Here is a 26,011-nt window from a genome sequence, read left to right as displayed (position 1 = left end):
GCCTTCAGAGCATAGCCGCGATCACGAGGAAGTATTGGACGGCATACCTCGACCCGGCGAGAATCGGAGCATGTCTGCCTCGATCGAGCAACGCCGCAACCTCGTCACGGCCATCCCCGGCCCGCTCTCGCAGAAGCTGATGTCCCGCAAGCAGTCCGCCGTCGCCCAGGGCGTCGGCACGACGATGCCGGTCTTCGCCGTCGAGGCCGGCGGCGGGATCGTCAAGGACGTCGACGGCAACTCGTTCATCGACCTCGGCTCGGGCATCGCCGTGACGACGGTCGGCAACAGTGCTCCACGCGTCGTGGACGCCGTTCGCGCCCAGGTCGAGGCCTTCACCCACACGTGCTTCATGGTCACGCCGTACGAGGGGTACGTCGAGGTCGCCGAGGCGCTCAACCGGCTGACTCCGGGCGAGCACGAGAAGCGGTCGGCCCTGTTCAACTCCGGCGCGGAGGCCGTCGAGAACGCCGTCAAGATCGCCCGCGCACACACCAAGAAGCAGGCGGTCGTGGTGTTCGACCACGCCTACCACGGGCGCACCAACCTGACGATGGCCATGACGGCCAAGTCGATGCCCTACAAGAGCGGCTTCGGACCCTTCTCCCCCGAGGTCTACCGCGCTCCGCTGTCCTATCCCTTCCGCGACGAGAAGAACCTCGACGGCGCGGCTGCGGCACAGCGGGCGATCACCTCCATCGAGAAGCAGGTCGGCGCCGACAACCTCGCCGCCGTCGTCATCGAGCCGATCCAGGGCGAGGGCGGCTTCATCGTCCCGGCCGAGGGATTCCTGCCCGCGCTCGCCGACTGGTGCACCGCAAACGACGTCGTGTTCATCGCCGACGAGGTGCAGAGCGGCTTCGCCCGCACGGGCGAGATGTTCGCCTGCGAGCACGACGGCGTCGTGCCGGACCTCATCGTCACCGCCAAGGGCATCGCCGGCGGCCTGCCGTTGTCGGCGGTGACCGGGCGCGCCGAGATGATGGACGCGCCACACGTCGCCGGACTCGGCGGCACCTACGGCGGCAACCCCCTCGCCTGCGCCGCGGCCCTTGCCACGATCGAGACGATCGAGGCCGACGGTCTGGTCGATCGCGCACGCGAGATCGAGCGGCTGATGCTCGACCGGCTGCACCGCCTGCAGGCCGACGACGACCGGCTCGGCGACGTCCGCGGGCGTGGCGCCATGATCGCCGTCGAGATCGTCAAGAGCGGCACCGACGAGCCCGACCCGCTGCTGACCAACGCCGTCGCGGCTGCGGCACGGCTCGCCGGGGTGATCGTGCTGACGTGCGGCACGTACGGCAACGTGCTCCGGTTCCTGCCGCCGCTGGCGATCAGCGACGAGCTCCTCGGTGAGGGCCTGGACGTCGTCGCCCAAGCACTGTCGGAGGCGACCGCGTGAACGGGGTGTTCATCGGTGGCCGGTGGCTGGCGGGCTCCGCCGGCGAGTTCGACGTCGAGAACCCCGCCGACCGCTCGGTCATCGGCCAGGTCGCCGACGGCGGGCCGGGCGAAGCGACCGCTGCCGTCGATGCCGCCGCCGCGGCGCTGCCCGCGTGGCGCGCCATGCCGCCGCGCCAACGCTCCGAGATCCTCCGTCGCACGTACGAGCTGATGGTGCGCGACACCGACGAGCTCGCAGCGATGATCTCGGCCGAGAACGGCAAGTCGCTCGCGGATGCCACCGGCGAGGTCACGTACGCCGCCGAGTTCTTCCGCTGGTTCGCCGAGGAGGGCGTCCGCACGGGAGGTGACTACGGTGTCTCGCCCGCAGGGGGCACCAGGACCGTCGTGACCCACAAGCCGGTCGGCGTCGCGGCGCTCGTCACCCCGTGGAACTTCCCGGCGGCCATGGCGACCCGCAAGATCGCGCCGGCCCTGGCCGCCGGCTGCACCGTCGTGCTCAAGCCCGCTTCCGAGACGCCCCTGACCGCGCTCGCGGTGACCCGGCTGCTGGTCGAGGCCGGCGTGCCCGACGGCGTGGTCAACGTGGTCCCGACGACCGATGCCTCGGCCGTCGTGTCGACGTGGATGGCCGACGTCCGCGTCCGCAAGATCTCGTTCACCGGGTCCACCGGCATCGGCCGCATCCTGCTCAAGCAGGCCGCGGACCGGGTCGTGAACTCGTCGATGGAGCTGGGCGGCAACGCCCCCCTCGTCGTGACGGAGGACGCCGACATCGAGGCCGCCGTCGCGGGCACGATGATCGCGAAGTTCCGCGGTGGCGGGCAGGCCTGCACCGCCGCCAACCGGCTGTACGTCCACGCAGACATCGCGGACGAGTTCACCGCGCGGCTGGGCGCCGAGGTGGAGAAGCTCACGGTCGGCCCCGCCTCCGAGGGCTCGCAGATCGGTCCCCTGATCTCCGCCAAGGCCGCCGACGGGGTCGCCGCGCTGGTCGACTCGGCAGTCGCGGCCGGTGCCCGCATCAGCCACCAGGCCGCGGTGCCCGACAGCAAGGGCTTCTACTACCCGCCGACCGTCCTGGTCGACGTGGCTGCAGACGCCGACGTCGTGGTGAACGAGATCTTCGGACCCGTGGCGCCGATCATCACGTGGACGGACGAGGCCGAGATGCTGCGACAGGTGAATGCCTCGGAGTTCGGCCTCGCGGCGTACGTCTTCGCCGGCGAGCTCCAGCGAGCGATGCGGATCGGCGAGGCGATCGACGCCGGCATGATCGGCATCAACCGCGGGCTGGTGTCGGACCCCTCCGCACCGTTCGGCGGGATGAAGCAGAGCGGGCTCGGCCGCGAGGGGGCGCGCGCAGGCCTCGAGGAGTTCACCGAGACGCAATACTTGAGCATCGACTGGCGATAGGCCGCGCACCCGGTGCAGCACGCGAGAATCCCCATCCACGCAAGGAGCAGCCCATGACCACGACATCAGGACCCGCGTACCAGGTCGTCAACCCCGCCACCGGCGAGGTCGTCCAGACCTTCGACCCCGCGACGGATGCCGACATCGAGCAGGCGATCGCTGCCGCCACGCGTGCGTACGCGTCGTGGAAGGACGTGCCGATCACGGAGCGTGCGGAGATCGTCAAGAAGGTCGCCGCCCTGTTCGCCGAGCGTGCCGACGAGCTCGCGGCGATCGCGCAGGAGGAGATGGGCAAGCCCGTGGGCGAAGGGGTCGAGGAGGCGGAGTTCTGCCAGTCGATCTTCGAGTACTTCGCGAACGAGGGCCCGACTCTGGCCGCTGACCAGCCGATCAAGACGTTCGACGGCGGCAAGGCCGTCGTCCAGAAGCTCCCGATCGGCCCGCTGCTCGGCATCATGCCGTGGAACTTCCCGTACTACCAGATCGCCCGGTTCGCGGCGCCCAACCTCATGCTCGGCAACACGATCATCCTCAAGCACGCCGAGTCGGTGCCGCGGTCGGCGCTTGCCGTCGAGCAGATCATGAAGGATGCCGGCGTGCCCGAGGGCGCGTACGTCAACGTGTTCGCGACCCATGCGCAGATCGAGACGATCATCGCGGACCCCCGCATCCAGGGCGTCTCGCTGACCGGCTCGGAGCGGGCCGGCTCCGTCGTCGCCGCGCTGGCCGGCAAGAACCTCAAGAAGTGCGTGCTCGAGCTCGGCGGCTCCGACCCCATGATCGTCCTCGACAGCGACAACCTCGACGAGGTCGTCGACAACGCGTGGGACTTCCGGATGTACAACACCGGCCAGGCGTGCAACTCCAACAAGCGGATGATCGTCATGGAGGACCTCTTCGACGACTTCGTCAACAAGCTGACCGAGAAGGCCCGGGCCATCGACGCGTTCTCGCCGCTGTCGTCGCGCAAGGCTGCGGAGGCGCTCGCCGAGCAGGTCGACGACGCCGTGAGCAAGGGTGCGACCCTGCACGCCGGCGGCGTCCTGAGCGACGGGCCCGACGCGCACTACACACCGGCCGTGCTGACCGGCATCACCAAGGACATGCGTGCCTACTCCGAGGAGCTGTTCGGTCCGGTCGCGGTCGTCTACAAGGTGAGCTCCGACGAGGAGGCCCTCGAGCTGGCCAACGACACCACGTACGGGCTCGGGGGCGCGGTCTTCAGCGCCGACCCGGCGCGTGCCGAGAAGGTGGCGCAACGGCTCGAGGTCGGCATGGCCAACGTCAACTCCACGGCTGGCGAGGGCGCGGAGATCCCGTTCGGCGGCGTCAAGCGTTCCGGCTTCGGCCGCGAGCTCGGCCCGCTGGGGATGGACGAGTTCGTCAACAAGCGGATGTTCTTCATCGCCGACTGACGGCTAGCCCAGCAGCTCGGTCAGCGCCGCCTCGAACACCTCGTGGTGGCGCTGCACGTCCGCGACCGTGGTCGTCGGGGCCATCAGGGCCATGTTGTGGAACGGGGTCAGCAGGATCCCGCGGTTGACGAGGTAGACGTGCAGGAAGTCCTCGAGGTCCTCGTCAGCGGCGGCCGCGGACTCGCTGCCGTTGCGCGGAGCCGGTGAGGCGAACCGGTACTCCGTGCGGGCGCCCAGCTGGCTGACCGACCACGGCAGCGCGTGCCGGTCGATCGCAGCCTGCACTCCCTCGGTGAACGTCGTCGCGGTCTCGATCATCCGCGCGAACGCCTCGTCTGTTAGCACGTGCTCGAGCGTGGCGCGCATCGCGGCCACCGACACCGGGTTGCCGGCCAGAGTTCCGCCGACCCCACCCATGTCGACGAGGTCGAGGTCCGTGCGCTCCTCGGCACGCGACGCGAGCTCGTCGGACAGCCCGTACGCTCCGCAGGGCACCCCGCCGCCGATCGCCTTGCCGATGACCAGCACGTCAGGCTCCAGGCCCCACAACGCCGTGGCCCCGCCCGGACCCGCCGAGAAGGTGTGCGTCTCGTCGATGATGAGCAAGGTGCCGTGACGGCGCGTGATCTCGCGTACTCCCGCGAGGTAGCCGTCCTCCGGCAGCACGATCCCGATGTTGGTCAGGGCGGGCTCCATGAGCACCGCTGCCACGTCGCCGTGGGCCAGCTGGCGCTCCAGGCCTTCGAGGTCGTTGAACTCCGCGACCCGGCTCGTCGCCGTGACGTCGACCGGCGCCCCGACGTTGCCGGGACGCATCATGCCCTCGCCGTCCGGACCCACGACGATGAGCGACTCGTCGACGCTGCCGTGGTAGCAGTAGGCATTGACCAGGATCTTGGGCCGGCCGGTCAAGGCTCGCACGAGGCGGATCGCCCAACGGTTGGCATCGGTCGCGGTGAGCGAGAAGCTCCAGCGCGCCAGCCCGAAACGGCGGGTCAGCTCGGCGCCGACCCACTCGGCGTCGGCGGTGGGAAGCATCGTCGTGAGACCGCCCAGCTCCGACATGCGCCGGTGGACGGCGTCGACCGTCGGTCGGGGCGAGTGACCCGCCATCGCCCCGGTGTCGCCGAGCGCGAAGTCGACATGTTCGCGCCCGTCGACGTCCCAGACGCGACTGTCACGAGCCCGCTCGACGTACAAGGGGAAGCCGGCAGCGTTCTTGTTCATCCATGTCATCGGCACCCGGCCGAACAGGTGTGTCGCGTCGGCGTAGTGCCGCGCCGAGGTGGGATGGAGGTCGGCGTAGGTCGCGCGCTCCCGGGTCAGCAGCTCACCGAGCCGGTTCCGGTCGATCACCTCAGCGCCTCGGTGTCGCCGCTGATCTTCTGCGCCAACCAGATGGGGACGACCGACAGCAGGATCAGCACGACGGCGACGACGTTGACGATGGGCGCCTGGTTGGGCCGGAAGAGGTTGTTCAGGATCCAGATCGGCAACGTCTGCACACCGGCGCCGGCCGTGAAGGTCGTCACGATGATCTCGTCGAAGCTGAGGGCGAACGCGAGCAGGCCGCCCGCGAGGAGCGCCGATCGGAGCTGCGGGAACGTCACCAGTCGGAAGGTGGTCCAGACCCCGGCTCCCAGGTCGGCGGATGCCTCCTCGAAGCTGCCCCCCATCCGACGCAGTCGCGCCTGCACGTTGTTGAACACCGTGACGATGCAGAACGTGGCGTGCGCGATGATCACCGTCAGGATCGAGAGCTGCAGGCTGAGGATGCCGCGGAACGCGTTGTTGAGCGCGATGCCCGTCACGATGCCCGGCAGCGCGATCGGCAGGATGACCAGGAGATTGACCGAGTTCTTGCCGAAGAACTCATAACGCTGCAGCGCGATCGACATCAGAGTGCCCAGCACCAGTGCAATCGCGGTCGAGGCCAGCGCGACCTGGACGCTCGTGAGCACCGCCTCACGAGCGCCGTCGCTCTCGTAGGCCCGTTGCCACCAGTCCACGGTCAGGCCCGGCGGTGGCCACGTCAACGATCGACTGGTGTTGAAGGAGTTCAGCACCACGACGGCGAGCGGCAGGTACATCAGCAGCAGGATCAGGCCGGTCAGCGCCGCCAGCAACCGGCGGATCGAAGCACTCAGGATCATCGCGTACGCCTAGAGGTTCTCGAGGGCACCGGTGCGGCGGACAGCCGTCAGGTACCCGATCATGATGACGATGGGGATCAGCGCGATCGCCGCCGCCAGGGGCAGGTTGTTGGCCGCGCCGACGTTCGTGTAGACGAGGTTGCCGAGCATCTGGTTGGCACCGCCCACGATGTTGACCGTGATGTAGTCACCGAGGGTCAACGAGAAGCTGAAGATCGAGCCGGCGATGATCGCCGGCGTGAGCATGGGCAGCACGACGGTGCGCAGCGACTGCCACGACGAGGCGCCGAGGTCGCTCGACGCGTCGAGGAGCGAGTTCGGCACCCGCTCGAGGCCGGCGTAGATCGGCAGGATGACGTACGGCAGCCAGATGTACGCCTGGGTGATCACGACAGCAGTCAGTCCGTAGCCGGGAGTGTCCAGCCCGATGCGGCTCGCCGCCCACTGGAAGATGCCACCGTCCGAGAGCACGGAACGCCACGCGAACGCCTTCACGAGGTAGCTGGCCCACAGGGGGGTGAGCACCGCGATCACGAGGATGCGCTGCATCCGCCGCGACGCGACCTTGGCCATGTAGAACGCGATCGGCAGCGCGATCAGGATGTCCACGACGGTCACGAGCAACGCGACCCCGATCGTGCGGAGCGCGACGGTTCGATAGAGCGACTCGGTGGTGATCTCCTTGAGGTTGTCGAGGCTCAGGCCCCGGTCGAGCTCACCGGTGAAGCTGTCGACGGTCCACAGGGCCGAGACGAGCAGGGCGGCGAGCGCCACGACGTACACGAGGACGAGCCAGGTGAGCGGCGCGGCAAGCAGCAGCGCGAGCCGCGTGCGCGGCTTCGAGCTGAGCGAGGACGAGAGGCGCCGGGCGGCCGGCCCCCCCTGAGGGGGGACGGCTGCCCGAGCAGTGTCGATCGACATGTGGTCCTTAGCCCTTGATCGCCGTCCAGGCCTTGGTCCACTCCGAGTAGTCCTTGCACTTGACGTCCTTGCGGCCGTCGAGGCACTCCTCCACCGGAGTACGCCAGTACCAGAGCTGTGACGCGAACTCCTCGTCGCCGGCCTTGAACGTCTCGCAGAACTTCGGGTCGCTCGCGAAGTCACAGGCTTCCTTGCTGTTCGGCGCCTCACCGAAGTACTCCGTCGCCTGGGCGTTGGCCTTGGGCGACTCGATGTAGTTGAGCCACTTGTAGGCGCAGTTGGGGTTCTTGGCCTTGGACGAGATCATCCAGGTGTCGGACCAGCCGGTCGCGCCTTCCTCGGGAAGGATCGCCTTGACCTTGGACTTCTGGACCGAGTTGGCGATCACCTGCCACGTGGTGCCGATGACGGAGTCGCCGGTCTCGAACGCCGAGATCTCCTTGAGGTAGTCCGACCAGTACTCACCGACGTGCTTGCGCTGCTCCTTGAGCAGGTCGATCGCCGCGTCGAACTGCTTGTCGTCCAAGGAGTACGGGTTCTCGATCTTGAGCTCCGGCTGGTGCTTCATCAGGTACAGCGCGGCATCGGCGATGTAGATCGGCGAGTCGTACGCGGTGATCTTGCCCTTGTACTTCGCCATCTCCTCCGGCTCGAAGACCGCCGACCACGAGGTGGGAGCAGGCGTGACCTCGTCCTCGTTGTACATCAGGAGGTTGGCGCCATAGCCGTGCGGAACGCCGTAGTTCTTGCCGTCGAACGTGTTCCACTCCTTGTTCTTGAGGAAGTCGTAGACCTTCTCGTAGTTGGGGATCAGGTCGGTGTTGACCTCCGCGGCCTCCTCGGAGGCGACCATGCGGGCCGTGAGGTCGCCCGAGGCGGCGATGACGTCGTAGTCACCGGTCTTGGCCAGGTTGAACGCCTCATCCGAGGTCCCGTACGTCTTGCTGGTGACCTGGCACTTGGTCTCGTCCTCGAACGCGCTGACCCAGTCCACCTTCGGGTCGTTGCTGCCGTCCTCGACGTAGCCGGGCCAGGCGAGGATGGACACCTTGCCCTCGGTCTTGCCGAGCTTCTCGACGGGCTTGCTGCCCTCGTCCGAGTCGCCGCCGCCACATGCGGCGAGCACGACGAGCGCGCTGCTGGCGAGCAGAGCGCCGGCGGCTCTCCTGCTCCTGCGGGTGGTGATTCTCATCGGTGTCTCCAACTTTCTTCTGGTGGTGGGAGCGGTCAGGTTCAGGTCAGGGGCACGAGGTCGTCGGGAGACCAGCAGGCGACGATGCGTTCGCCCCGCTGCTCGTCGGCCTTGCCGCCCGTGCTCTGCTCGAGCACGACGATCTGCGTGCCGTCGTTCAGGCGGACGTGGATGCGATGCCCGGTGCCGAGGTAGATCGACTCGAGGATCACGCCCTCGACGCGGATCGTGCCGTCGTCGGATGCGGTGCTGCCCGCGGGCCGGAGCGAGATCTTCTCGGGTCGCAGTGCGTGGGTCCCGTCCCGACCCAGCAGGCGCGCCGAGGTCGGACCATCGAACAGGTTGGACGTCCCGACGAACGACGCGACGTACTCGGACGCCGGCTGCTCGTAGATCTCCTGCGGGGTGCCCAGCTGCACGATCTTGCCCTCGCTGAACACCGCCACGCGGTCGCTGAGCGTCAGGGCCTCTTCCTGGTCGTGCGTCACGAAGACGAAGGTGATGCCGAGGTCACGCTGCAGCTGCTTGAGCTCGACCTGCATCTGCTCGCGCAGCTTGAGGTCGAGGGCACCGAGCGGCTCGTCGAGCAGGAGCACCTTCGGACGGACGACGATCGAGCGGGCGAGCGCGACACGCTGCCGTTGTCCGCCGGACAGCTGCCCCGGACGGCGGCTGCCGAGGTGGGCCAGCTGGACGGTTGCCAGTGCCTCCTCAGCCTGCTGACGGCGTGGACCTTTCTTGACGCCTCGCACCCGCAGCCCGTACGCCACGTTGTCCAGGACGCTCATGTGCGGGAAGAGCGCGTAGTCCTGGAAGACCGTGTTGACGTCGCGATCGAATGGCGCGCGCCTCGTGACGTCCTCGCCCGCGAGGTGGATCGTCCCCTCGGTGGCCTGCTCGAAGCCCGCGATCAGGCGCAGCACCGTGGTCTTGCCCGAGCCCGAAGGTCCGAGCATCGAGAAGAACTCGCCGTCGGCGATGTCCAGGTCGACGCCGTCGACCGCCTTCACCTCGCCGAAGTGCTTGCTGAGCCCGCGAAGGGAGATCGCCGACCCCGCGGACGCGGCTACGCTCGGTGTCGTTCCGGCGGACGTGCTGACGCTCATCGTTGTCCTGTTCGGTCGGGCTGTGGGACGAGGTGGCCGGATGTGATCCAGGCCACCGCGTGCAAAATCATATGAGACCAGATATTAAATATCTACACTTCATTTGAAACAATCGTGTGAACGCGAGCGAAGGGGCGGGCATGGCGACAGTGCGGCGAGCCTCCACCCGCGCTCGCTCGGCGATCTTCGCTCCCATCGGCGACGAGGGCCGGGCTGTCCGCGTCGAGAACCGGCTCGCCGAGGCGATCCGGTCCGGCGTCCTCGCCGACGGTGAGCGCCTGCCGAGCGAGCCCGAGCTCGCCTCGATGCTGGGCGTCGCGACGGTGACGGCGCGCGAGGCCCTCGTCGCGCTGCGCGCCCAGGGGCTGGTCACCACCACCCGCGGCCGAGGCGGAGGCAGCTTCGTCACCCGTCCCGAGCAGAGTGGTCCGGCCGAGCTCGGCAGTCGGCTCGCCTCCATGTCCCGGGTCGAGCTTCGCGACCGCGGCACGATCTACGGGGTGATCCTCGCCGGGTGCGCCGAGCTCGCCGCCGAGCGGGCCGACGCCTCGGACGTCGAGGGGCTCCGTGCCCTCCTGCTCGACGAGACCGAGCCCGACGTGGGCCGGTGGCGGCACGCCGACTCCGAGCTCTACCTCTCGGTCGCCGCCCTCACCCAGTCGGCGCGCATGACGCGCGAGGTCGTCCGGCTCGAGGCCGACTTCGGCGCCCTGCTCCGGCTGCCCCTGTCCGAACCGGAGTTCCGGGCGGCGACGACCGCTCGCCACCTCGCTCTCGTCGATGCGATCGAGGCCCATGACGCGGACCAGGCCAGGCAGTGCGTACGTGACCATGTCTCCGATGCCCTGGAAACACTGGCCGATCTCCACGCAGCGATGCCATGATCAGACCAACGACCTGCGCCACGCGCGCAACGAAGGAGCACCCGGCATGACGGTCAAGACCGCAGACATCACCGACTGTGTCGACACCATCGAGGACTACTTCCACGGCATCCTGGCCCAGCTGGAGACGATGCGTGAGCAGCTCGTCGAGCTCTTCGACCGTGGTCCGGTCGACTCCGCCGTGGCCCGAGCCCGCATCGAGCCGCACGCCCGACGCTTCCTCGACACGTTCCCCATCGTGGGCTCGGGATACGTCGCCGCGCGGGGCGCGCTGAGCGACGAGCCGCTCTACCTCGCGTGGTGGCAGGGCGACAACCAGGACCTGCTCGCAGAGCCCGACGCGCCGGCGACCGGCGACCCGCTCGACTACACCCGTCACCCGTGGTTTCGCACGCCCGAGCGCACGGGACAGCCGTACGTCACGGGCCCCTACGTGGACTTCGTGTGCACCGACGAGTACGTCATGACGTCGACCGCACCGGTGATCTCCCGCGGGACGATGGTCGGGGTCGTGGGCGCCGACACCTTGGTCGAGACGCTCGAGGGCCTGTTGCTGCCGGCTCTCCGCGCCGCCGGCGCCACGCTCGTCAACGACCAGGGCCGGACGGTCGTCTCAGCTGATCCGCACCTGGCCACCGGGAGCCTGCTCGACCTCCGCGACCATCGCGAGAACGTGCGCTGCCGCGATCTGCCGATGTCGGTCGTCAGGCGCTGACCTTCGTCAGCGTGCCTGCAGGGCGTCGAGCGCGACTGCCATCGCCGCCGCGACGCGCCAGTCGAGCTGCCAGCCGTTGTCGAGCACCGGGACCGTGATCTCGTAGCGGTCGCGCAACGACCGCTGGCGCTCGGACGTCAGGACGACCTGCCCGTCGGACGCGGTGAAGTCGAAGTGGAACCGCAGGAAGATCGGCAGGTCGCCCACCACGTCGAGCACCCGCCGGGCGATCGCCACACCTTGGCTGCGTTCCTGACCGACCGCCACCAGGCCGTCGGGTGTCTGGAGGTGCCACGTGGAGCGCAGCAGCGACTTGCCGAAGTCCTTGCGGAACTCGCCGATGGGCTGGCCCTGGGCATCCGTCACGTCATAGGTCGCCGCGAGATCCATGCGCTTGCGCGCCTTGAACCCGAAGACCGGCTGCGTGCGGGCCTCGTCCGAGTAGAACGTGACCTCTTCCTTGAACGCCATGCGCTTCTGCTGGGCCAGCGCGATGAGCGGCCCTTCCTGCCCGTCGTCGCCGAGCGCACGCAGCTCGTAACGGTTGACCATCATCGTGATCGTCTGGCGGAGGGTGAAGCGCTGGTGGACGTCGGTCATGGGCCCATCCTCTCAGCGCAACGGGTCGAAGCTCGACAGCAGCCCCGGGGTATCACCCCGGACGATGTGCGCAGCAAGCAGCTTGCCGCTGAGGGGCCCCAGTGCGATGCCCCACATGCCATGGCCGCCGGACACGAACACCCGCGAGGAGCGCGTACGCCCCACGAGCGGCAGCCCGTCGGCGGTGCACGGGCGCGAGCCGACCCACTCGTCGGTGCGCGCCGCCCAGTCGACGCCGGTGAGCATCGGCTCGGCCGCGTCGATGATCGCCGCGATCCGGCGCGGGTCGAGGGGAGCGTCGGGCTTGCGGAACTCCATCATCCCGGCCACACGGAGGCCGTCGCCCAACGGCGTGCAGGCGACACGTTGGGCCGGGAAGTACATCGGCGCGACGGGCATGTGATCCGGCTGAACCGTGAAGCTGTAGCCACGGCCGGCCTGCACGATCGTCCTCACCCCGACTCCGCGCGCGAGGGAGCCCAGCCAGCTGCCGGTCGCGATCACGACGGCGTCCGCGGTGATCGGGGCACCCCCGGCGACGTCGAGGCGTACGCCGCCGGGCGTCTCCGTGACGTCCCGGACGTCGACGTCGGTCCTGATCTCGGCCCCGCGGTGGCGCACCGCGTCGGCGAGGGCATGGACGAAGCGCCCGGGGTTGATGAAGCGCTGGTCGCGCAGGCGTACGCCACAGGTCACGGCATCGCCGAGGGCAGGCTCGAGGGCGTGCATCGCGTCGCCGTCCAGCAGCTCGGCGGGCGTCTCGACCCCGAGCTCGCGCACGTGCTCGAACTCCTCGAGCAGGGTCTGCCGATCGTCCTCCGAGGTGAAAGCGGCCAAGAACGGCTCCGCCGCCCGGACCGACTCGGCGAGGTCGGTCGCGATCTCGTCGAATGCGCCGACCCCCTGCCGGTTGGCCTCGGCGAACACCGTCATCGCGGCCCGCCAGCGGGCCGGCGTGCAGTGCCGCACGAAGTCGAGCAGGAACGTCAGGAGTCGCGGGTTCGCCGTCATCGGCACGTAGACCGGTGAGGACGGCTTGAGCGTCGCCTTGATGCCGCCGCCCAGGATCGCCGGATCGGGAAGCGGCAGCGTCAGGGCAGGGGCGAGCCAACCGGCATTGCCCCACGACGAGCCGGCCGCGACACCGGCCCGGTCGACGACGGTCACCCGGACCCCCTCAGCCTGCAGGAACCACGCAGCCGAGAGCCCCACCATCCCAGCGCCCACCACCACGACGTGCTCCGGACGCTGACTCATGCCTTCATTGTGCGGTGCGACCGTCGACGCAGGCACTCGATACCCTGACCCGGACCGGAGGAGGACGGATGGACCAGCACACCCGAGGCGCGCAGCACGTGCAGCACATCGGCAAGTCGCGCCTGTTCGTCGAGCCCCCGGTGCGCTTCCTCGGTCCTTTCGTCATCCGCGCCGACACCCGCATCGGCGCGTTCACCGAGTTCGGCCGCGAGGTCGAGGTGCAGGCCGCGACGATCGGCCGCTACTGCGAGATCGGTCCCGGCAGCCTGCTGGGCGCCACAGGGCACCCGACGACCTGGCTCAGCGTCTCGGCGTTCCAGTACCGCGCGTCGACGTGGGGCTGGCACCCGTCAGCCGACGCCGCCGACGTCGTGGACCCCGAGGCCGGCGGTCGGCAGTCCTTCCGCAGCGTCGGGCCCGATCTGGCGACGATCGGCAACGACGTGTGGATCGGCGCCAACGTCGTCGTGCTGCGTGGGGTGACGATCGGCGACGGTGCGATCATCGCCGCCAACGCCGTCGTCACCAAGGACGTCCCGCCGTACTCGATCGCCGGCGGCATCCCCGCCAAGGTGATCCGGCCGCGGGTCGCCGACGACCTCCGCGACGAGCTCCAGGACCTGCGGTGGTGGCGCTTCTCGCCCAACCAGCTGAGCGGCATCCCGTACGACGACCCGGTCGAGGCTGCCCGCCGGCTGCGCCCGCAGGTCGAGGCGGGCCTGCAACCGTACGAGCCCGCAGTCGTCGAGGTGCCGAGGCCGGCGCCGCCCCAGCCGCGCCGGCGCTGGCGGCGCCGCTGACCGCGCGGCCTATCCCACGCGGAAGGGTGCATCCGCCAGCGCGCTGACGTACATCCGCGCATGAGCAGCTGCCACCATCTGGCGCTGCTCGATCCGCTGCTCGACCGACACCGGCTCGATGGGCGTCTCGTCGTACGCCTGACGGACCGCGTCGACCAAGGAGCCCTCGTCGAGCCCCCCGTCGTCGATCGTGAACCCGAAGACCGGGCTGTCGTCACCGAAGTGTCTGCCCGTCGGGGCCACCACGGCCGTGCCCACGTCGCGGCAGGCCTCCAGCCAGCTCGTGTGCGGACCGAACCGATGGGGCAGGACCGACGCGTCGAGGCAGCCCAGGTAGTCCCACATCTGAGCTTCGCTGAAGAACTCGCGCGACCGCACGCGGACTCGGTGCTGCGACCGCTCGACCTCCCGCGCCAGGTCGACCTCGAAGCGGCCACCGGCGGGGCCGAGCACGTCGGGGTGGGCGTCGATCTGCAGGATCGCTCCCGGGATGGCGCGCACGGCCCGGACCAGGGCGGGAAGCAGCGTGAACGGGTGCTCACCGGTCCGGGGCTTCGAGACCCGCAGGCCCACCGTGAACGGCCGATCTCGGTGCAGGGGGGTCTGGCGGCGGTGCCGGATGCGCGCCATCGCCGCGAGGTCGACGACGTGCGGGTGAGGCAGGACGACGGCCTGCCGTCCCCATCGGTCGGCGATGTCCGCAGCGGCCGCAGGCGTCAGGGCGACCACCGCGTCGGCGGCCGGCACCAGCACGTCCAGACGCGCGTCGTGCAGCTCGCGGTCGGACTCACGGGGACTGCGCAGATCGTGGACCGTGTGGATGAACGGCTTGCCCGCCCGACGGAGGGTGTCGACCAGCTCCCCGAGCTGGTCCGGCGCGACGTCATCGAAGCCGAAGTGCAGGTGGAACAGGTCGAACCGCTCGTGATGCTCGCGCACCCAGGCGGGCTCGAGCATGACCGGAGGCCACCACCGCGTCAGCGTGACCCGACTGGGATTCGACGGATCGGGATCGGGCAGCCGGACCACCTGCGGCAGGCCCTGGATCTCCTGGACCGGCGCGAGGTGTCGCACGTACGGATGCGCGGCCGGCACCGAGGCGACCTTGATCCGTCTGCGATGCAACGCCGCGGCGGGACTCGACGGTCCAGGACGGGCGGGGCGCGCAGTCGGCATCGTGACCATCCCTCAAGCTCGAGAGCGAGGTGGCGACCTTCTGCACCACCCGCGGGGGTACCCCGATCCCCCGCAGCCATTCGTCCGGCGAGCTGTCGACGCATGTCTCGTCACGATCCGGGTAGCACTCCAGCGGGGCCAACGAGGAGAGGGAGAAACAGAGATGGAGCACACCACTGACGAAGCCGGTCGACGCCCGCTGGGCTTGGTGACCGGCGCATCGAGCGGCATCGGCGAGGGGCTCGCCCGCGAGATGGTGAGCAACGGATTCGACTTGGTCGTCGTCGCCGAGGACGAGGGCATCGTCGACATCGCGGCCGAGCTCAGCGACCTCGCAGACGTGCAGGCACTCCGCGCCGACCTGGCGACGCGCAGCGGCAACGACATGGTGACCGACTTCCTGGCACAGCAGGGGCGTCCCGTCGCCGCGGCGGCGATCAACGCCGGCATCGGGGTCCATGGACGTCTGGTCGAGACCGAGCTCGACGATCACCTGCGACTGATCGCGCTCAACATCGTGTCGGCGGTACATCTCGGGCGTTGGGTCGCCAAGGACATGGTCACGAATGGTGGGGGCCGCCTGCTGTTCACGTCGTCGGTCGCGTCGCAGATGCCCGGCCCGTTCTACACGACGTACGCGGCGTCGAAGTCGTTCATCCAGTCGTTCGCGCTGGGTCTCCGCGAGGAGCTCCAGGACACTGCGGTCACGGTGACCTCGCTGATGCCCGGACCCACCGACACCGACTTCTTCGAGCGCGCCGGCATGGACGGCACGAAGGTCGCCGAGGGGCCCAAGGACGACCCCGCTGACGTCGCCAAGGCGGGTTTCGCCGCGATGATGGCCGGAGACGACCACGTGGTCACCGGATGGCGCAACAAGTTGCAGTCCGCGGCCGCCGGCGTGCTGCCCGACGCCGTGGCCGCCAAGGTTCACCGGTCCATGACGGAGCCCCTCACCTGACGAGCAGCACCAGCACGCCGCGATCCCCGAAGGTGCGGTGCTCCGCGATCCGCAGCCTGAGATCGGGATGGTCCGCCAGGTGATCACTGACGGCCGCGACCTGCTCGAGGTCGCCCACCTGCAGCACCGCTGATCCGCGGTCCATGAGGTGCCGTCCGATCAGCTGGACGCACGTGCGTGCGAGATCGAGGCCGTCGTCTCCCCCGTCGATCGCGTGCAGGGGATCGTCCTGGTGGTCACCGGTCCGGTCGCTCCGGACCCACGGCGGGTCGGCGATGATCAGCGCGAAGCGCTCGTCGTCGGCGATCTCCTCGTCCATGCGACCGCAGCGGATCTCGACAGGGCACGACACGTTCGCCTGCTCCACGTTCGCAGCGGCGTGCCGGCACGCGGTCTCGGACAAGTCGACCAGCACGAGGGGGCGGGTGTGACCGGCCATTGCCAGCAGACCGATGTGGCCGACACCGGCGCACAGCTCGAGGACGGGTCCGTCCGGCGCCGTGCGCAGCTGCGCAGAGGCCCACGCCGACTGCGCAGTGGTCCACCGCCGCGGCCGCAGCACCCGGCTGTCGAACTGGACCGACAACGACCCGAACTCGATGACCTCGGTCCTGACCTGCTCGACCTCAACGGTCACGGCGACTCCTTCGTCAGCGCCGCCGTCCGGGCGGCCCTGCGTGACTACCCCCGGCACTCCTCCGGCAAACGGTCAGTCGCCCAGCTTCAGCTCACGCGCCGGCACCACGATCCAGACCACGAAGACGAACAGCGCGATCAGTCCCGCGACGACCGAGGCGATCCAGGTCGTCGCGACGACCTCGATGACGAGCCAGACAGCACCGATGTTGGCCAGCGCCAGCACGGCCAAGCCCCACCGCGACGCCCGGTCGGCTGCCTCGACGAGCCAGGGCCTCGCGTCGTGCCCGAACAAAGCGCGGTGCAGCGCGACCGGCGTCATCAACAGGAAGGTCGCCACGACCGACGCGCAGAGCACCGCGGCATACACGGCGTGACGCGAGTCGGCCAGCTCGTGGAACCGCGGCGTGAACGGGAGGGTCAGCAAGAATCCGGTCAGGATCTGCACGCCGGTCTGCGCGACCCGGAGCTCTTGGAGGAGCTCCTGCCAGTTGCGGTCGATCTTCTCCTTCTGGGAGTCCTGCGCGCTCACGTCAGTGGTTGCGGAGGGCCTTCACCAGCTCCGACTTGTTCTTCCCCGAGTAGTTGGTCAGGCCGAGCTCCTTGGCCCGCTTGCGCAGCTCAGGGACCTTCCAGTCCTCGTACGAGCCGGACTCTCCGCCCTTGCGGCCGACCGACGACTTCGACCGGCCCTTCTGGGCTGCCGCGTTCGAGATGCGCGCGGCCTTCTCCTTGGAGGCGCCGTCCTCACGGAGCTCCTCGTACATCTTCGGCTTCTTGATGCTGCTCGCCATGATTCATCCCTTCCTTCGATCGATCAGAAGACGGGCTTGCCACCCGTGACGCCCAGCACCGTGCCGGACACATAGCTCGAGTCCCGCTCGGAGGCGAGGAAGACGAAGGCCGGCGCCACCTCGGCCGGTTGCCCGGCGCGACCCAACGGCGTGTCCTTGCCGAACTGCTCGACCTTCGAGGCCGGCTGGGTCGCGGGCTGCAAGGGCGTCCAGATGGGGCCCGGCGCCACGGCGTTCACCCGGATGCCCTTCTCACCGAGCTGACCGGCCAGGTTGACCGTTGCGTTGTTGATCGCCGCCTTGGTCGCGGCATAGTCGAGCAACGTGCTGGACGGGTCGAACGCCTGGATCGAGGTGTTGTTGATGATCGCCGAGCCGCGCGGCATGTGCGGGACGGCCGCGCGCGTGAGCCAGAACAGTGCGTACAGGTTGGTCTTGAAGACCCGATCCATCGTCTCGTCGGTGATCTCCTCGAGGGACTCCTCGCGTGCCATCTGGTAGCCGGCGTTGTTGACGAGGATGTCGAGGCCGCCGAGCCGCTCGACGGTCTCGCCGACGACCCGGTCGCACGTCTCACGATCGCGGAGGTCCGCCTCGATCGCAGCGTGCGTACGGCCGGCCTGCTCCAGGAGCGCGGACGTCTCGTCGGCATCCGCCTGCTCCTCCGCCAGGTAGGTGAAGGCCACGTCTGCGCCCTCGCGGGCGTACGCGATCGCGACGGCCCGGCCGATGCCGGAGTCCCCGCCCGTGATCAGCGCCTTGCGCCCCTCGAGACGACCGCTGCCCTCGTACGAGTCCTCGCCGTGGTCCGGCAGCGGGTCCATCTCTCTCGTCAGGCCGGGCGGGTCCTGCTGCTGCGACGGGAAGGCCTGGGAATCGTCATCAGTCATGCGGGCAGGGTGCCCACTCCATCGGGCGTTAAACGCAAATGACTGGCGCCCGAAGATCAACCGCGATTGACTGAAGACATGCGATCCATCTGGAAGGGCGCCATCAGCTTCGGTCTGGTCAATGTCCCGGTCAAGGTCTACAGCGCGACGCAGAGCCACGACGTCTCGCTGCACCAGGTGCACAACAAGGACGGCGGACGCATCCGCTACCAGCGCAAGTGCGAGGTGTGCAACAAGGTCGTCGCCTACGAGGACATCGACAAGGCCTACGACGACGGCGACAAGACCGTCGTGCTGACCGACGACGACTTCGCCTCCCTGCCGGCCGAGCGCAGCCACGAGATCGAGGTCGTCGAGTTCGTCCCGGCCGACCAGGTCGACGTCCTGCGGCTCGACAAGGCGTACTTCCTCGAGCCCGAGGAGCGCGCGCTCAAGCCCTACACCCTCCTGCGCCGTGCTCTCGAGGACTCCGACCGCACGGCGATCGTCCAGTTCGCCCTGCGGCAGAAGACCCGCCTCGCAGCGCTGCGGGTGCGCGACAACGTGCTGGTGCTGCAGACCATGCTGTGGGACGACGAGGTGCGCAAGCCCGACTTCGACGTGCTCGACTCGACGCCCCGCATCAGCCAGAAGGAACGCGACATGGCAGCCCAGCTGGTCGACTCGCTGTCAGAGGACTTCGACCCCACGGCATTCACCGACGACTACCAGGAACAGCTTCGTACGCTCATCGAGGCCAAGATCGAGCAGGGTGCCTCGCTCGACACCGAAGCGACGTTCGGCAAGCCGGACGAGGAAGAGGACAGCGCCGACGTCGTCGACCTGATGGAGGCGCTCAAGCGCAGCGTCGACCGCAAGAAGGCCACCAAGAAGACGGCGGCCAAGAAGACCACGGCCAAGAAGAAGACCGCCAAGAAGAAGGCCGGCTAGCCGGCCGCGACCTTGCCGTCGGTCACCAGGGGGGCCTCGAACGTCGCGTCGGGCGAGTTGCGGTTGTCGACGACCCATTCGGCGACGAATCGCAGCTTGACGTTGTGGGCCTGCGACTGCCGCCGGAGGAACTCGAACGCCCGGTCGGGATCGAGGTCGAACCGTTCCATCAAGATGCCCTGCGCCTGGCCGATGAGCTTGCGAGCGTCGATCGCGACCTGCAGGCCCTCCTCGTTGTGCGCGTTGGCGATGGCGACGGACGCGTGGCGGACGAAGATCGTGGCCACCGCGAGGTCGTCCTCGTCGAAGGCGCCGAGGCTGTTGGCATACAGGTTGAGCGAGCCGTAGCGGCGCGTCCGCGTCTCGAGGCGGATGCTCAGCACGCTGCGGATGCCGAGATCCTCGACCGCGGGTCCCCAATGGGGCCAGCGAGGGTCGCTGCCGACATCGCGTGACTGGTAGATCGCGTCGCCCTCGATCGCGTCGAGGCAGGGTCCCTCGTCGTGCACGATCTGCAGGTTGTGCGACTCGCCGACGCGCTGGGAGGTCGCAGCGGCGGTCTCGATCTGGTTGCGCGCGTGAACCAGCATGATGCCGGCGTCGTCACAGCTCGTCGCCACCCGCGCATACTCGGCGATGCGCTCGATCGTGCGCTCCGCGGTGGGCTCGTCGTGCAGGTCGAGCGCCATCTGAGAAAAGAAGGTCGAGCTGTCCACGCCGGAGCTCCTCACCGAATGACTCTTCACCATGACCACGTCCCCCGGAGGAAATATATCGCGGCCGGGGCCACTTGTTTGCCCCGAGAAGCGCTGGGTACGTCCGCAGCAGCATGCGACAGGCACGGTCCAGCGGCAGCGTCGACTGCCCTTCGACGTTCGGGAAGGGGTGCCCGATGGCGAAAGCTCCGGGCTCCACTGCAAGCACCGTCACGGTCTTCGGTGACAACAACGCCATCGACCATGCGCTCGGCACGCAGCTGGAGCGACTCGGGTGCAGGACGCACTTCGTCTCGGTCCCGACCGGCTGGCTGCGGTCCGCGGCGCACGCGGTCGTGCGCCTTGACACGGCCGCGGGTGCCGACGCCCTCCGTGAGCTCGCCGAGACGACGCAACCCCGGTCCCACGTCGTCGCCGTCTGCCCTGAGCTGATGGACGGTGCTGAGTCCGAGCGGGTGCGGGACCTGTGCCGAGCCTGCGGGGCGCACCACGAGGTCTCCCTGATCTGGCATCCGCCGCTCGAGGCCAACCTCGCGCATCCTGCCGGCGCGGCCACTGACGTACGCGCTGCGGCCAAGGCGCTGGCGGCCTCGGTCGCCGACGAGATGGTCGACCACTCTGCCGTCGGAGATCCGTCGTTCGTGACACGACCGTTCGTGCCGACTCTGGTCACCGATCACTGACGACCTCCTCGGCCGCCTCGTCGAACATCCCCACCGTGGCGCGCACGTCCCAGAGTGCCGATGGCGCATCGAGGGTGTCCACCACGATTGCCGGAGCTCCGTCCAGCTCGACGGCGGAAGCTGCCACGCCATGATGAAGCGAGAACTCGTGGAGCAGGTCGCTCTGGATGTCCGGACCGCTCACACGAAAAGTCAGGGTGATGCGTCGCAAATCTCTTTCCTCGGGTCAGCAAGATGTTGCGGCTGCTGCTGAACCGGCGTTGAGACCATACCCAACGCCAAGAGGCCGGCGGCCACCGGGTTCCGGTGACCGCCCACTCATCCAGCGACCTCAGGCTGCGTCTGCCGCCAGCGCGGACTCACGCAGCCGAGCCAGGAGCTTGGCCAGTCTGCGCGAGATCTGCATCTGGCTCACGCCCACGATCTCGGCGATCTCCTGCTGCGTCTTGTCCTCGACGAACCGGAGGCGGAGCAGCAGCTTCTCGTCGTCGTCGAGATCGCGGCAGAGCGGCTCGATCGTGACCCATTCGTCGATGAACTCGAACTCCGACGTCTCGGTCGCGATGGTCTCGCCGAGCGGACGGCCGCTCTCGCGCACGGGCTGGTCTAGCGATGTCGGCGAGAAGCAGCTGCGTGCGGCCATCGCCTCGCGCACCTCGTCGACCCCGGCGTCGATCTCGCTGGCGATCGTCTCGATGTCCGGCTGCCGCGAGTCCGACTGCAGGCGACGCTCGGTCGCGCTGGAGATGTCGGCCTGCATCTGCTGGATCCGCCGCGGGGGACGGACGCCCCAGCAGTAGTCGCGGAAGTACTTCTTGATCTCGCCGAGGATCGTCACCGTGGCGAACGGGACGAACTCGCCTCGTTCGTGGTTGAAGCCACGGATGGCCTTGACCAAGGCGAAGCAGGCCACCTGTGCCAGGTCGTCACGGTCGGCACCTCGGCCGGAGTAACGACCGGCCAGATGGTGGGCGAGGCCGAGGTGACGGCGAACAACCTCGTCCTCGAGGCGCGCTCGCTCGGCATCATCTGCGTGGCGAGCCGCTTCGATCAGATCGTGCGTGTCATCGTGCTGAGTGATTACGGGAGCAGTGTTCACGGAAAACCCCCAAAGGGTCTCGGTCCGTCAAACCGGCTTCTGCTCAACCGGTGAGCCAACCATGGCACTGTGGGAGGCGAAACGTCAAGAGTCATCTGGTTGGGAGTGACCAGCCGATATGGTTCTTTCGAACCATCTCCGCGCCGTGGCAGCGTGTTTCGGGCGGGTGCGGCCGGGTAGGAACCCCTGATGAGAGGAGGCGCCATGGCACGGCAGACCAGCACCCAGACCGTGTCAGTGGCCGGTCAACGCCTCCGCCTCACCAATCCGGACAAGGTCGTCTATCCCGCCACCGGCACGACCAAGGCCGAGGTCATCGCCTACTACATGGAGATCGCGCCTCATCTGCTGCCGCACCTGGCCGACCGGATCGTGACCCGCAAGCGCTGGGTCGACGGTGTCGGCACGGCCGACAAGCCCGGCGAGGTGTTCTTCGAGAAGAACCTCCCGTCGTCCGCGCCCGACTGGATCCGCCGCGTCGAGATTCAGCACAGCGACCACGTCAACACCTATCCGGTGTTCGACAGCGCGGCGGCGCTCGCCTGGGCGGGCCAGGTCGCTGCACTGGAGCTGCACGTGCCGCAGTGGAAGGTCGGGCCGCGCGGTGGCAAGCAGAATCCCGATCACCTCGTGCTCGACCTCGACCCGGGACCGGGTGCCGGCCTCCCCGAGTGCGTCGAGGTCGCCAAGCGCGCACGGTCGCTGCTCCGCGACCTCGAGCTCGAGGCCTATCCCGTCACCAGTGGCAGCAAGGGCCTCCACCTCTACGCGGGGCTCGACGGCACGCACGACGCGGACTACGTCAACCGTTTCGCCAAGCAGCTCGCCCAGGTGCTGGAGTCCGAGATGCCCGACCTCGTGGTCAGCTCGATGAAGAAGAGCCTGCGCGGCGGCAAGGTGCTGGTCGACTGGAGCCAGAACAACGCCAACAAGACGACGATCGCGCCCTACTCCCTGCGAGGCAAGGCTGAGCCGTACGTGGCGGTCCCCCGCACCTGGCGGGAGCTCAACGACGATTTGCGCCACCTCACGATGGACGAGGTGCTCACCCGCATGAAGCGGCGCAAGGACCCGATGGCGGACCTCGCCGGGCCTGAGCCGAGAAGCGACAAGCTCGCGACCTACCGCTCGAAGCGCGACGCCGGCAAGACGCCCGAGCCGGTGCCCGAGGCCTCCCCCGGATCCGGCGACGGGCACTCGTTCGTGATCCAGGAGCACCACGCCAGCAGCCTGCACTGGGACTTCCGACTGGAGCACGACGGCGTGCTGGTGTCGTGGGCCCTGCCCAAGGGCGTGCCGACCGATCCCAAGAAGAACCACCTCGCCGTGCAGACCGAGGACCACCCGCTGGAGTACGGCACGTTCGAGGGGACGATCCCCAAGGGCGAGTACGGCGGCGGCGAGGTGACGATCTGGGACGCCGGCACGTACGAGCTCGAGAAGTGGCGGGACGGCAAGGAGGTCATCGCGACGCTCACGGGACGCAAGGCCGGTGGTCTCGGCGGTCCCCGCAAGTACGCGCTGATCAAGACCGGCAAGAACTGGCTGATCCACCTGATGGACTCGCCCGCGCCGGCGGCCACGTCGAAGAAGTCCGCGCCACGGTCGATGAAGAAGGGCTTCGTCGCGCCGATGCTGGCCAAGCTCGGCTCGGCCGACGACATCCGCGATCCCGACGACTGGGCGTTCGAGATGAAGTGGGACGGCATCCGCGCCGTCGCGGTGGTCGACGGCAAGGACGTCGGTCTGTTCACCCGCAACGAGAACGACGTGACGGCCGGCTACCCCGAGGTCGTCACCGCGCTGGCCGAGCTCGGCCTCGACGACACCGTGCTCGACGGGGAGATCGTCGCGCTCAACGCCGCGGGGGTTCCCGACTTCGGCCGGCTGCAGCAGCGCATGGGTCTGACCAAGGAGCCCGACGTCGAGGCCGCGCGGCGCAACGTGCCGGTGAAGTACCTCGTCTTCGACGTCATGCGATCCGGCGGCGAGTCCTTGAGCGACCAGACCTACGTCGAGCGCCGCGGCGCACTGTCCCGCCTGAAGATCGGCGCGGACGTCGTCGAGGTGCCCACGGCGTACGACGGCTCCCTGACGGACGCCGTCGAGTCGAGCAAGGCCCTGGGTCTCGAGGGCGTGCTCGCGAAGCGGCGGGACTCCCGCTACCTGGGCGGCAAGCGGGCGACCGCCTGGACCAAGATCAAGCACCAGCGCATGCAGGAGGTCGTCATCGCCGGGTGGCGCGGCGGGCAGGGCGCCCGGAGCGGCCGCATCGGTGCGTTGCTGCTCGGCATCCCGACCGACGAGGGCCTGCGCTACGTCGGCAAGGTGGGCACGGGCTTCGACGAGCGCACGCTCGCCGACCTCCAGAACCGCCTCTCCAAGCTCGCCCGCAAGACCAGCCCGTTCGACGACGTCCCCCGCGACGTCTCGCGGGACGCCAACTGGGTCACCCCCAAGCTCGTCGGCGAGGTGACGTTCGGAGAGTGGACGTCGAGCGGCCATCTGCGTCACCCGAGCTGGCGCGGGCTACGAACCGACAAGAAGCCGCAGGAGGTCGCTTTGGAGTGAGGTTGCGACCTGACACACCATCATCACGACACGAGGAGATTCATGCCGTTCAAGAAGAAGAAGCTCAGCCAGCGACTCGAGGCCCGTCTGGACGACCTGGCCACCCAGACCGAGGAGCTGCGTCAGCAGGTCGTCGACCGGGCGCCGGGCGTACGCAACCAGCTGGTCGATATGCTGCCCGACAAGGACCAGCTGCGTGACCTGCGCGACGACCTGTTCGAGCGACTGCCCGACGGGGTCGCCGAGAAGGTCCCCGCCAAGGTCAAGCCCAAGAAGAAGCGCTCGAAGCTCAAGCGCGTCGCCTTCCTCGGTGCCCTGACGGGCGCCGGCGCGGCCGCCTTCGCCGCGGCCAAGGGACGGAGCAACACACCCGCCCCGGCACAGCCCTTCCCGGCACCGCCGACGCCTGCCGCACCGGCGGACGTCACGCCGCCGAAGCCGGCCAAGAAGGCCGCCAGCAAGAAGGCCTAGGCAGCCGGCACGAGGTCCCCGGGCAACCGTCCGGGGACCTCGTGCGCCACCGCCGTGAATAGCCTCCGGCCATCGGGGTAGTGGCGTCGGCACCATCGTGCTCGGAGGCCACCCATGACGACTGAGATCGACCCGACCTGGACCACGGAGGAGCTCAGCTCCATCCGGGAAGGTCTGCTGATCGCGGCCGACCGCCTCCGCGCCGAGCTCCTGGTCCTCGGCAACGCCTCCGCGCAGGCCGTCTCGGCGTCGACCCTCGAGGTCCTGCACGACGACCTCGACGTCGCGACCCACCGCGCCGAGCTCCTGCAGGATGCCGTCCAGGCCGAGAACACGGCCGCGATCCTCGCGCAGACCGAGCACGTCCTCGACCGGCTGGACCAAGGGCTGTACGGCCGGTGCGAGCAGTGCTCGGCCTCGATCGCCCGGCCGCGGCTCGAGGCGTTCCCGCGTGCCACCCTCTGCATCACCTGCGTGGCCTGACGGCGACCGATCGCCGCGAATCCTGGGGCCGCGCGGTTGGCTGCCTCCCGCTAGGCTCACTCCGTGACGGATCAGAAGAAGAAGCAGCTGCCGGTGTGGCAGGAGTCGATCCTTCTGGTCGCGACTGCCATGATCATGGCGATCATCGTCAAGACGTTCTTCCTCCAGGCGTTCTACATCCCGTCGGAGTCGATGGAACCCACGATGCTCGTCAACGACAAGATCCTCGTCCAGAAGGTCTCCTACTGGGGCGGCGACGTGAAGCGTGGCGACATCGTCGTGTTCGACGATCCCGGCGGCTGGCTGAGCGCCGAAGACTCCAAGCAGGCGTCCAACTTCGTCCAGAAGGGTCTCGAGACCGTGGGACTGTTCCCCACGGGCGGTCACCTGATCAAGCGCGTCATCGGCGTCGGCGGCGACACCATCGCGTGCTGCACCGACGGCAAGCTGACGGTCAACGGCAAGGAGATCACCGAGCCGTACGTCCTCGACGAGACCGCCACCAAGGACAAGACGTTCGAGGTCAAGGTCCCCGAGGGTCACCTCTGGGTCATGGGTGACAACCGGGGCAACTCCAGCGACTCGCGTGCCCACATGGGTGATCCGGGTGGCGGGTTCATCTCCGACGACAGCGTCGTCGGCAAGGCCTGGCTGCGGGTGTGGCCGTTCGGCCGGGCCGGTTTCATCCACAAGCCGGACACGTTCGACGCCGACCTCGACCCCTGACCCACGGCG

At 68.8% G+C, this 26,011-nt stretch carries 29 protein-coding genes; 14 read left to right on the top strand and 15 right to left on the bottom strand.

From position 1 onward, the window contains the following. The first annotated feature begins 70 nt into the window (after positions 1-70). Genes gabT through AB0N22_RS13240 form a run of 3 tightly spaced genes read left to right on the top strand, consistent with a single transcriptional unit; the run spans position 71 to position 4,238 of the window. The gene (gabT, locus tag AB0N22_RS13250) at positions 71-1,405 is read left to right on the top strand and encodes a 4-aminobutyrate--2-oxoglutarate transaminase (protein ID WP_364640838.1); all 1,335 of its coding nucleotides are present in this window, start codon (positions 71-73) and stop codon (positions 1,403-1,405) included. Next, positions 1,402-2,823, top strand: coding sequence for an NAD-dependent succinate-semialdehyde dehydrogenase (locus AB0N22_RS13245; protein WP_364640835.1), 1,422 nt, complete (start codon positions 1,402-1,404; stop codon positions 2,821-2,823). The genes gabT and AB0N22_RS13245 overlap by 4 nt, the downstream gene beginning before the upstream one ends. A gap of 53 nt (positions 2,824-2,876) precedes the next feature. Beyond that, positions 2,877-4,238 (top strand): NAD-dependent succinate-semialdehyde dehydrogenase, encoded by a 1,362-nt coding sequence (locus AB0N22_RS13240; protein ID WP_364640833.1) that lies wholly within the window; start codon positions 2,877-2,879, stop codon positions 4,236-4,238. A gap of 3 nt (positions 4,239-4,241) precedes the next feature. Here AB0N22_RS13240 and AB0N22_RS13235 read toward each other — a convergent pair whose 3' ends face one another. From AB0N22_RS13235 to AB0N22_RS13215, 5 genes are read right to left on the bottom strand one after another with little or no spacing between them, the layout of a single operon-like run. Beyond that, on the bottom strand, positions 4,242-5,594 hold the full coding sequence (locus AB0N22_RS13235) for a transaminase (protein WP_364640830.1): 1,353 nt from the start codon (positions 5,592-5,594) through the stop codon (positions 4,242-4,244). After that, the gene (locus AB0N22_RS13230) at positions 5,591-6,391 is read right to left on the bottom strand and encodes an ABC transporter permease (protein ID WP_364640827.1); all 801 of its coding nucleotides are present in this window, start codon (positions 6,389-6,391) and stop codon (positions 5,591-5,593) included. Before AB0N22_RS13230 ends, AB0N22_RS13235 begins: the two co-directional genes overlap by 4 nt. 9 nt (positions 6,392-6,400) lie before the next feature. Then, positions 6,401-7,312 carry an ABC transporter permease gene (locus tag AB0N22_RS13225; RefSeq protein ID WP_364640824.1) on the bottom strand — a complete coding sequence of 304 codons (912 nt, stop codon included), beginning with the start codon at positions 7,310-7,312 and terminating at the stop codon, positions 6,401-6,403. A gap of 7 nt (positions 7,313-7,319) precedes the next feature. After that, on the bottom strand, positions 7,320-8,504 hold the full coding sequence (locus tag AB0N22_RS13220; protein WP_364640821.1) for an ABC transporter substrate-binding protein: 1,185 nt from the start codon (positions 8,502-8,504) through the stop codon (positions 7,320-7,322). Positions 8,505-8,545: 41 nt separating this feature from the next. Beyond that, on the bottom strand, positions 8,546-9,610 hold the full coding sequence (locus tag AB0N22_RS13215; protein WP_364640818.1) for an ABC transporter ATP-binding protein: 1,065 nt from the start codon (positions 9,608-9,610) through the stop codon (positions 8,546-8,548). Between the two features lie 140 nt (positions 9,611-9,750). Between AB0N22_RS13215 and AB0N22_RS13210 the strand changes: the two genes are divergently transcribed. Next, on the top strand, positions 9,751-10,494 hold the full coding sequence (locus AB0N22_RS13210; RefSeq protein ID WP_364640815.1) for an FCD domain-containing protein: 744 nt from the start codon (positions 9,751-9,753) through the stop codon (positions 10,492-10,494). Positions 10,495-10,540: 46 nt separating this feature from the next. Then, entirely contained in the window at positions 10,541-11,209 is a 669-nt protein-coding gene (locus AB0N22_RS13205; protein ID WP_364640812.1) for a cache domain-containing protein, read from the top strand. 6 nt (positions 11,210-11,215) lie between these two features. Here AB0N22_RS13205 and AB0N22_RS13200 read toward each other — a convergent pair whose 3' ends face one another. Then, on the bottom strand, positions 11,216-11,809 hold the full coding sequence (locus tag AB0N22_RS13200; protein WP_364640809.1) for a hypothetical protein: 594 nt from the start codon (positions 11,807-11,809) through the stop codon (positions 11,216-11,218). A 12-nt stretch (positions 11,810-11,821) separates the two neighbouring features. Next, positions 11,822-13,066 (bottom strand): FAD-dependent oxidoreductase, encoded by a 1,245-nt coding sequence (locus AB0N22_RS13195; RefSeq protein ID WP_364640806.1) that lies wholly within the window; start codon positions 13,064-13,066, stop codon positions 11,822-11,824. A 68-nt stretch (positions 13,067-13,134) separates the two neighbouring features. On the opposite strand from AB0N22_RS13195, the gene AB0N22_RS13190 reads away from it, so the two are divergent. Then, positions 13,135-13,866: a CatB-related O-acetyltransferase gene (locus AB0N22_RS13190; RefSeq protein WP_364640803.1), complete on the top strand. Its 732-nt coding sequence runs from the start codon at positions 13,135-13,137 to the stop codon at positions 13,864-13,866. A 9-nt stretch (positions 13,867-13,875) separates the two neighbouring features. Here AB0N22_RS13190 and AB0N22_RS13185 read toward each other — a convergent pair whose 3' ends face one another. Next, entirely contained in the window at positions 13,876-15,042 is a 1,167-nt protein-coding gene (locus AB0N22_RS13185; protein ID WP_364640800.1) for a glycosyltransferase family 1 protein, read from the bottom strand. Positions 15,043-15,205: 163 nt separating this feature from the next. On the opposite strand from AB0N22_RS13185, the gene AB0N22_RS13180 reads away from it, so the two are divergent. Next, positions 15,206-16,003 (top strand): SDR family NAD(P)-dependent oxidoreductase, encoded by a 798-nt coding sequence (locus AB0N22_RS13180; RefSeq protein WP_364640798.1) that lies wholly within the window; start codon positions 15,206-15,208, stop codon positions 16,001-16,003. Here the strand turns inward: AB0N22_RS13180 and AB0N22_RS13175 are convergent. The 4 genes from AB0N22_RS13175 to AB0N22_RS13160 form a co-directional block, all read right to left on the bottom strand. Further along, on the bottom strand, positions 15,996-16,640 hold the full coding sequence (locus AB0N22_RS13175) for a class I SAM-dependent methyltransferase (RefSeq protein ID WP_364640795.1): 645 nt from the start codon (positions 16,638-16,640) through the stop codon (positions 15,996-15,998). The genes AB0N22_RS13180 and AB0N22_RS13175 overlap by 8 nt on opposite strands. A gap of 72 nt (positions 16,641-16,712) precedes the next feature. Further along, positions 16,713-17,171 carry a DUF6328 family protein gene (locus AB0N22_RS13170; protein WP_364640792.1) on the bottom strand — a complete coding sequence of 153 codons (459 nt, stop codon included), beginning with the start codon at positions 17,169-17,171 and terminating at the stop codon, positions 16,713-16,715. 1 nt (position 17,172) lies between these two features. Further along, positions 17,173-17,433, bottom strand: coding sequence for a Rho termination factor N-terminal domain-containing protein (locus tag AB0N22_RS13165; RefSeq protein ID WP_364640789.1), 261 nt, complete (start codon positions 17,431-17,433; stop codon positions 17,173-17,175). A 23-nt stretch (positions 17,434-17,456) separates the two neighbouring features. Further along, positions 17,457-18,323, bottom strand: coding sequence for an SDR family oxidoreductase (locus tag AB0N22_RS13160; protein WP_364640786.1), 867 nt, complete (start codon positions 18,321-18,323; stop codon positions 17,457-17,459). A gap of 78 nt (positions 18,324-18,401) precedes the next feature. Between AB0N22_RS13160 and AB0N22_RS13155 the strand changes: the two genes are divergently transcribed. After that, positions 18,402-19,253: a Ku protein gene (locus AB0N22_RS13155; RefSeq protein WP_364640783.1), complete on the top strand. Its 852-nt coding sequence runs from the start codon at positions 18,402-18,404 to the stop codon at positions 19,251-19,253. On the opposite strand, the gene AB0N22_RS13150 is transcribed toward AB0N22_RS13155, so the two are convergent. Then, entirely contained in the window at positions 19,250-19,969 is a 720-nt protein-coding gene (locus tag AB0N22_RS13150; RefSeq protein ID WP_364640781.1) for a GAF and ANTAR domain-containing protein, read from the bottom strand. The genes AB0N22_RS13155 and AB0N22_RS13150 overlap by 4 nt on opposite strands. A gap of 176 nt (positions 19,970-20,145) precedes the next feature. Here AB0N22_RS13150 and AB0N22_RS13145 point away from each other — a divergent pair, with 176 nt between their 5' ends. After that, on the top strand, positions 20,146-20,652 hold the full coding sequence (locus AB0N22_RS13145; RefSeq protein ID WP_364640779.1) for a hypothetical protein: 507 nt from the start codon (positions 20,146-20,148) through the stop codon (positions 20,650-20,652). Here AB0N22_RS13145 and AB0N22_RS13140 read toward each other — a convergent pair. Together AB0N22_RS13140 and AB0N22_RS13135 are read right to left on the bottom strand one after the other, a co-directional pair. Then, entirely contained in the window at positions 20,639-20,863 is a 225-nt protein-coding gene (locus tag AB0N22_RS13140) for a hypothetical protein (protein WP_364640776.1), read from the bottom strand. The genes AB0N22_RS13145 and AB0N22_RS13140 overlap by 14 nt on opposite strands. A gap of 120 nt (positions 20,864-20,983) precedes the next feature. After that, entirely contained in the window at positions 20,984-21,616 is a 633-nt protein-coding gene (locus AB0N22_RS13135; protein ID WP_364642748.1) for a sigma-70 family RNA polymerase sigma factor, read from the bottom strand. Here AB0N22_RS13135 and AB0N22_RS13130 point away from each other — a divergent pair. The 5 genes from AB0N22_RS13130 (at position 21,521) to lepB (ending at position 26,002) form a co-directional block, all read left to right on the top strand. Then, positions 21,521-21,805: a hypothetical protein gene (locus AB0N22_RS13130; protein WP_364642795.1), complete on the top strand. Its 285-nt coding sequence runs from the start codon at positions 21,521-21,523 to the stop codon at positions 21,803-21,805. The two genes, AB0N22_RS13135 and AB0N22_RS13130, sit on opposite strands and share 96 nt — an antisense overlap. Positions 21,806-21,955: 150 nt before the next feature. Next, positions 21,956-24,322: an ATP-dependent DNA ligase gene (locus AB0N22_RS13125; protein WP_364640773.1), complete on the top strand. Its 2,367-nt coding sequence runs from the start codon at positions 21,956-21,958 to the stop codon at positions 24,320-24,322. Between the two features lie 42 nt (positions 24,323-24,364). Beyond that, positions 24,365-24,793, top strand: a complete 429-nt coding sequence (locus AB0N22_RS13120) for a hypothetical protein (RefSeq protein WP_364640770.1) — start codon at positions 24,365-24,367, stop codon at positions 24,791-24,793. A 114-nt stretch (positions 24,794-24,907) separates the two neighbouring features. Then, a complete protein-coding gene (locus AB0N22_RS13115) occupies positions 24,908-25,276 on the top strand; it encodes a TraR/DksA C4-type zinc finger protein (RefSeq protein ID WP_364640767.1) in 369 nt (122 codons plus the stop codon). Positions 25,277-25,339: 63 nt separating this feature from the next. Then, positions 25,340-26,002, top strand: coding sequence for a signal peptidase I (lepB, locus tag AB0N22_RS13110; RefSeq protein ID WP_364640764.1), 663 nt, complete (start codon positions 25,340-25,342; stop codon positions 26,000-26,002). Positions 26,003-26,011: the final 9 nt, after the last annotated feature.

This window comes from Aeromicrobium sp. NPDC092404 (genome assembly GCF_040684095.1).
In the GTDB taxonomy this organism is placed as follows: Bacteria; Actinomycetota; Actinomycetes; order Propionibacteriales; family Nocardioidaceae; genus Aeromicrobium.
This window is presented reverse-complemented; position numbering and strand designations above follow the sequence as displayed.

What these genes read in the sequence shown, in the direction of transcription:
- AB0N22_RS13200 (WP_364640809.1), bottom strand. Translation starts at nt 11,809, where the DNA reads ATGACCGACGTCCACCAGCGCTTCACCCTCCGCCAGACGATCACGATG.
- AB0N22_RS13215 (WP_364640818.1), bottom strand. Translation starts at nt 9,610, where the DNA reads ATGAGCGTCAGCACGTCCGCCGGAACGACACCGAGCGTAGCCGCGTCC.
- AB0N22_RS13185 (WP_364640800.1), bottom strand. Translation starts at nt 15,042, where the DNA reads ATGCCGACTGCGCGCCCCGCCCGTCCTGGACCGTCGAGTCCCGCCGCG.
- AB0N22_RS13220 (WP_364640821.1), bottom strand. Translation starts at nt 8,504, where the DNA reads ATGAGAATCACCACCCGCAGGAGCAGGAGAGCCGCCGGCGCTCTGCTC.
- AB0N22_RS13165 (WP_364640789.1), bottom strand. Translation starts at nt 17,433, where the DNA reads ATGGCGAGCAGCATCAAGAAGCCGAAGATGTACGAGGAGCTCCGTGAG.
- AB0N22_RS13115 (WP_364640767.1), top strand. Translation starts at nt 24,908, where the DNA reads ATGACGACTGAGATCGACCCGACCTGGACCACGGAGGAGCTCAGCTCC.
- AB0N22_RS13195 (WP_364640806.1), bottom strand. Translation starts at nt 13,066, where the DNA reads ATGAGTCAGCGTCCGGAGCACGTCGTGGTGGTGGGCGCTGGGATGGTG.
- AB0N22_RS13145 (WP_364640779.1), top strand. Translation starts at nt 20,146, where the DNA reads ATGGCGAAAGCTCCGGGCTCCACTGCAAGCACCGTCACGGTCTTCGGT.
- AB0N22_RS13180 (WP_364640798.1), top strand. Translation starts at nt 15,206, where the DNA reads ATGGAGCACACCACTGACGAAGCCGGTCGACGCCCGCTGGGCTTGGTG.
- AB0N22_RS13155 (WP_364640783.1), top strand. Translation starts at nt 18,402, where the DNA reads ATGCGATCCATCTGGAAGGGCGCCATCAGCTTCGGTCTGGTCAATGTC.
- AB0N22_RS13230 (WP_364640827.1), bottom strand. Translation starts at nt 6,391, where the DNA reads ATGATCCTGAGTGCTTCGATCCGCCGGTTGCTGGCGGCGCTGACCGGC.
- AB0N22_RS13205 (WP_364640812.1), top strand. Translation starts at nt 10,541, where the DNA reads ATGACGGTCAAGACCGCAGACATCACCGACTGTGTCGACACCATCGAG.
- AB0N22_RS13160 (WP_364640786.1), bottom strand. Translation starts at nt 18,323, where the DNA reads ATGACTGATGACGATTCCCAGGCCTTCCCGTCGCAGCAGCAGGACCCG.
- gabT (WP_364640838.1), top strand. Translation starts at nt 71, where the DNA reads ATGTCTGCCTCGATCGAGCAACGCCGCAACCTCGTCACGGCCATCCCC.
- AB0N22_RS13210 (WP_364640815.1), top strand. Translation starts at nt 9,751, where the DNA reads ATGGCGACAGTGCGGCGAGCCTCCACCCGCGCTCGCTCGGCGATCTTC.
- AB0N22_RS13225 (WP_364640824.1), bottom strand. Translation starts at nt 7,312, where the DNA reads ATGTCGATCGACACTGCTCGGGCAGCCGTCCCCCCTCAGGGGGGGCCG.
- AB0N22_RS13120 (WP_364640770.1), top strand. Translation starts at nt 24,365, where the DNA reads ATGCCGTTCAAGAAGAAGAAGCTCAGCCAGCGACTCGAGGCCCGTCTG.
- AB0N22_RS13240 (WP_364640833.1), top strand. Translation starts at nt 2,877, where the DNA reads ATGACCACGACATCAGGACCCGCGTACCAGGTCGTCAACCCCGCCACC.
- AB0N22_RS13125 (WP_364640773.1), top strand. Translation starts at nt 21,956, where the DNA reads ATGGCACGGCAGACCAGCACCCAGACCGTGTCAGTGGCCGGTCAACGC.
- AB0N22_RS13190 (WP_364640803.1), top strand. Translation starts at nt 13,135, where the DNA reads ATGGACCAGCACACCCGAGGCGCGCAGCACGTGCAGCACATCGGCAAG.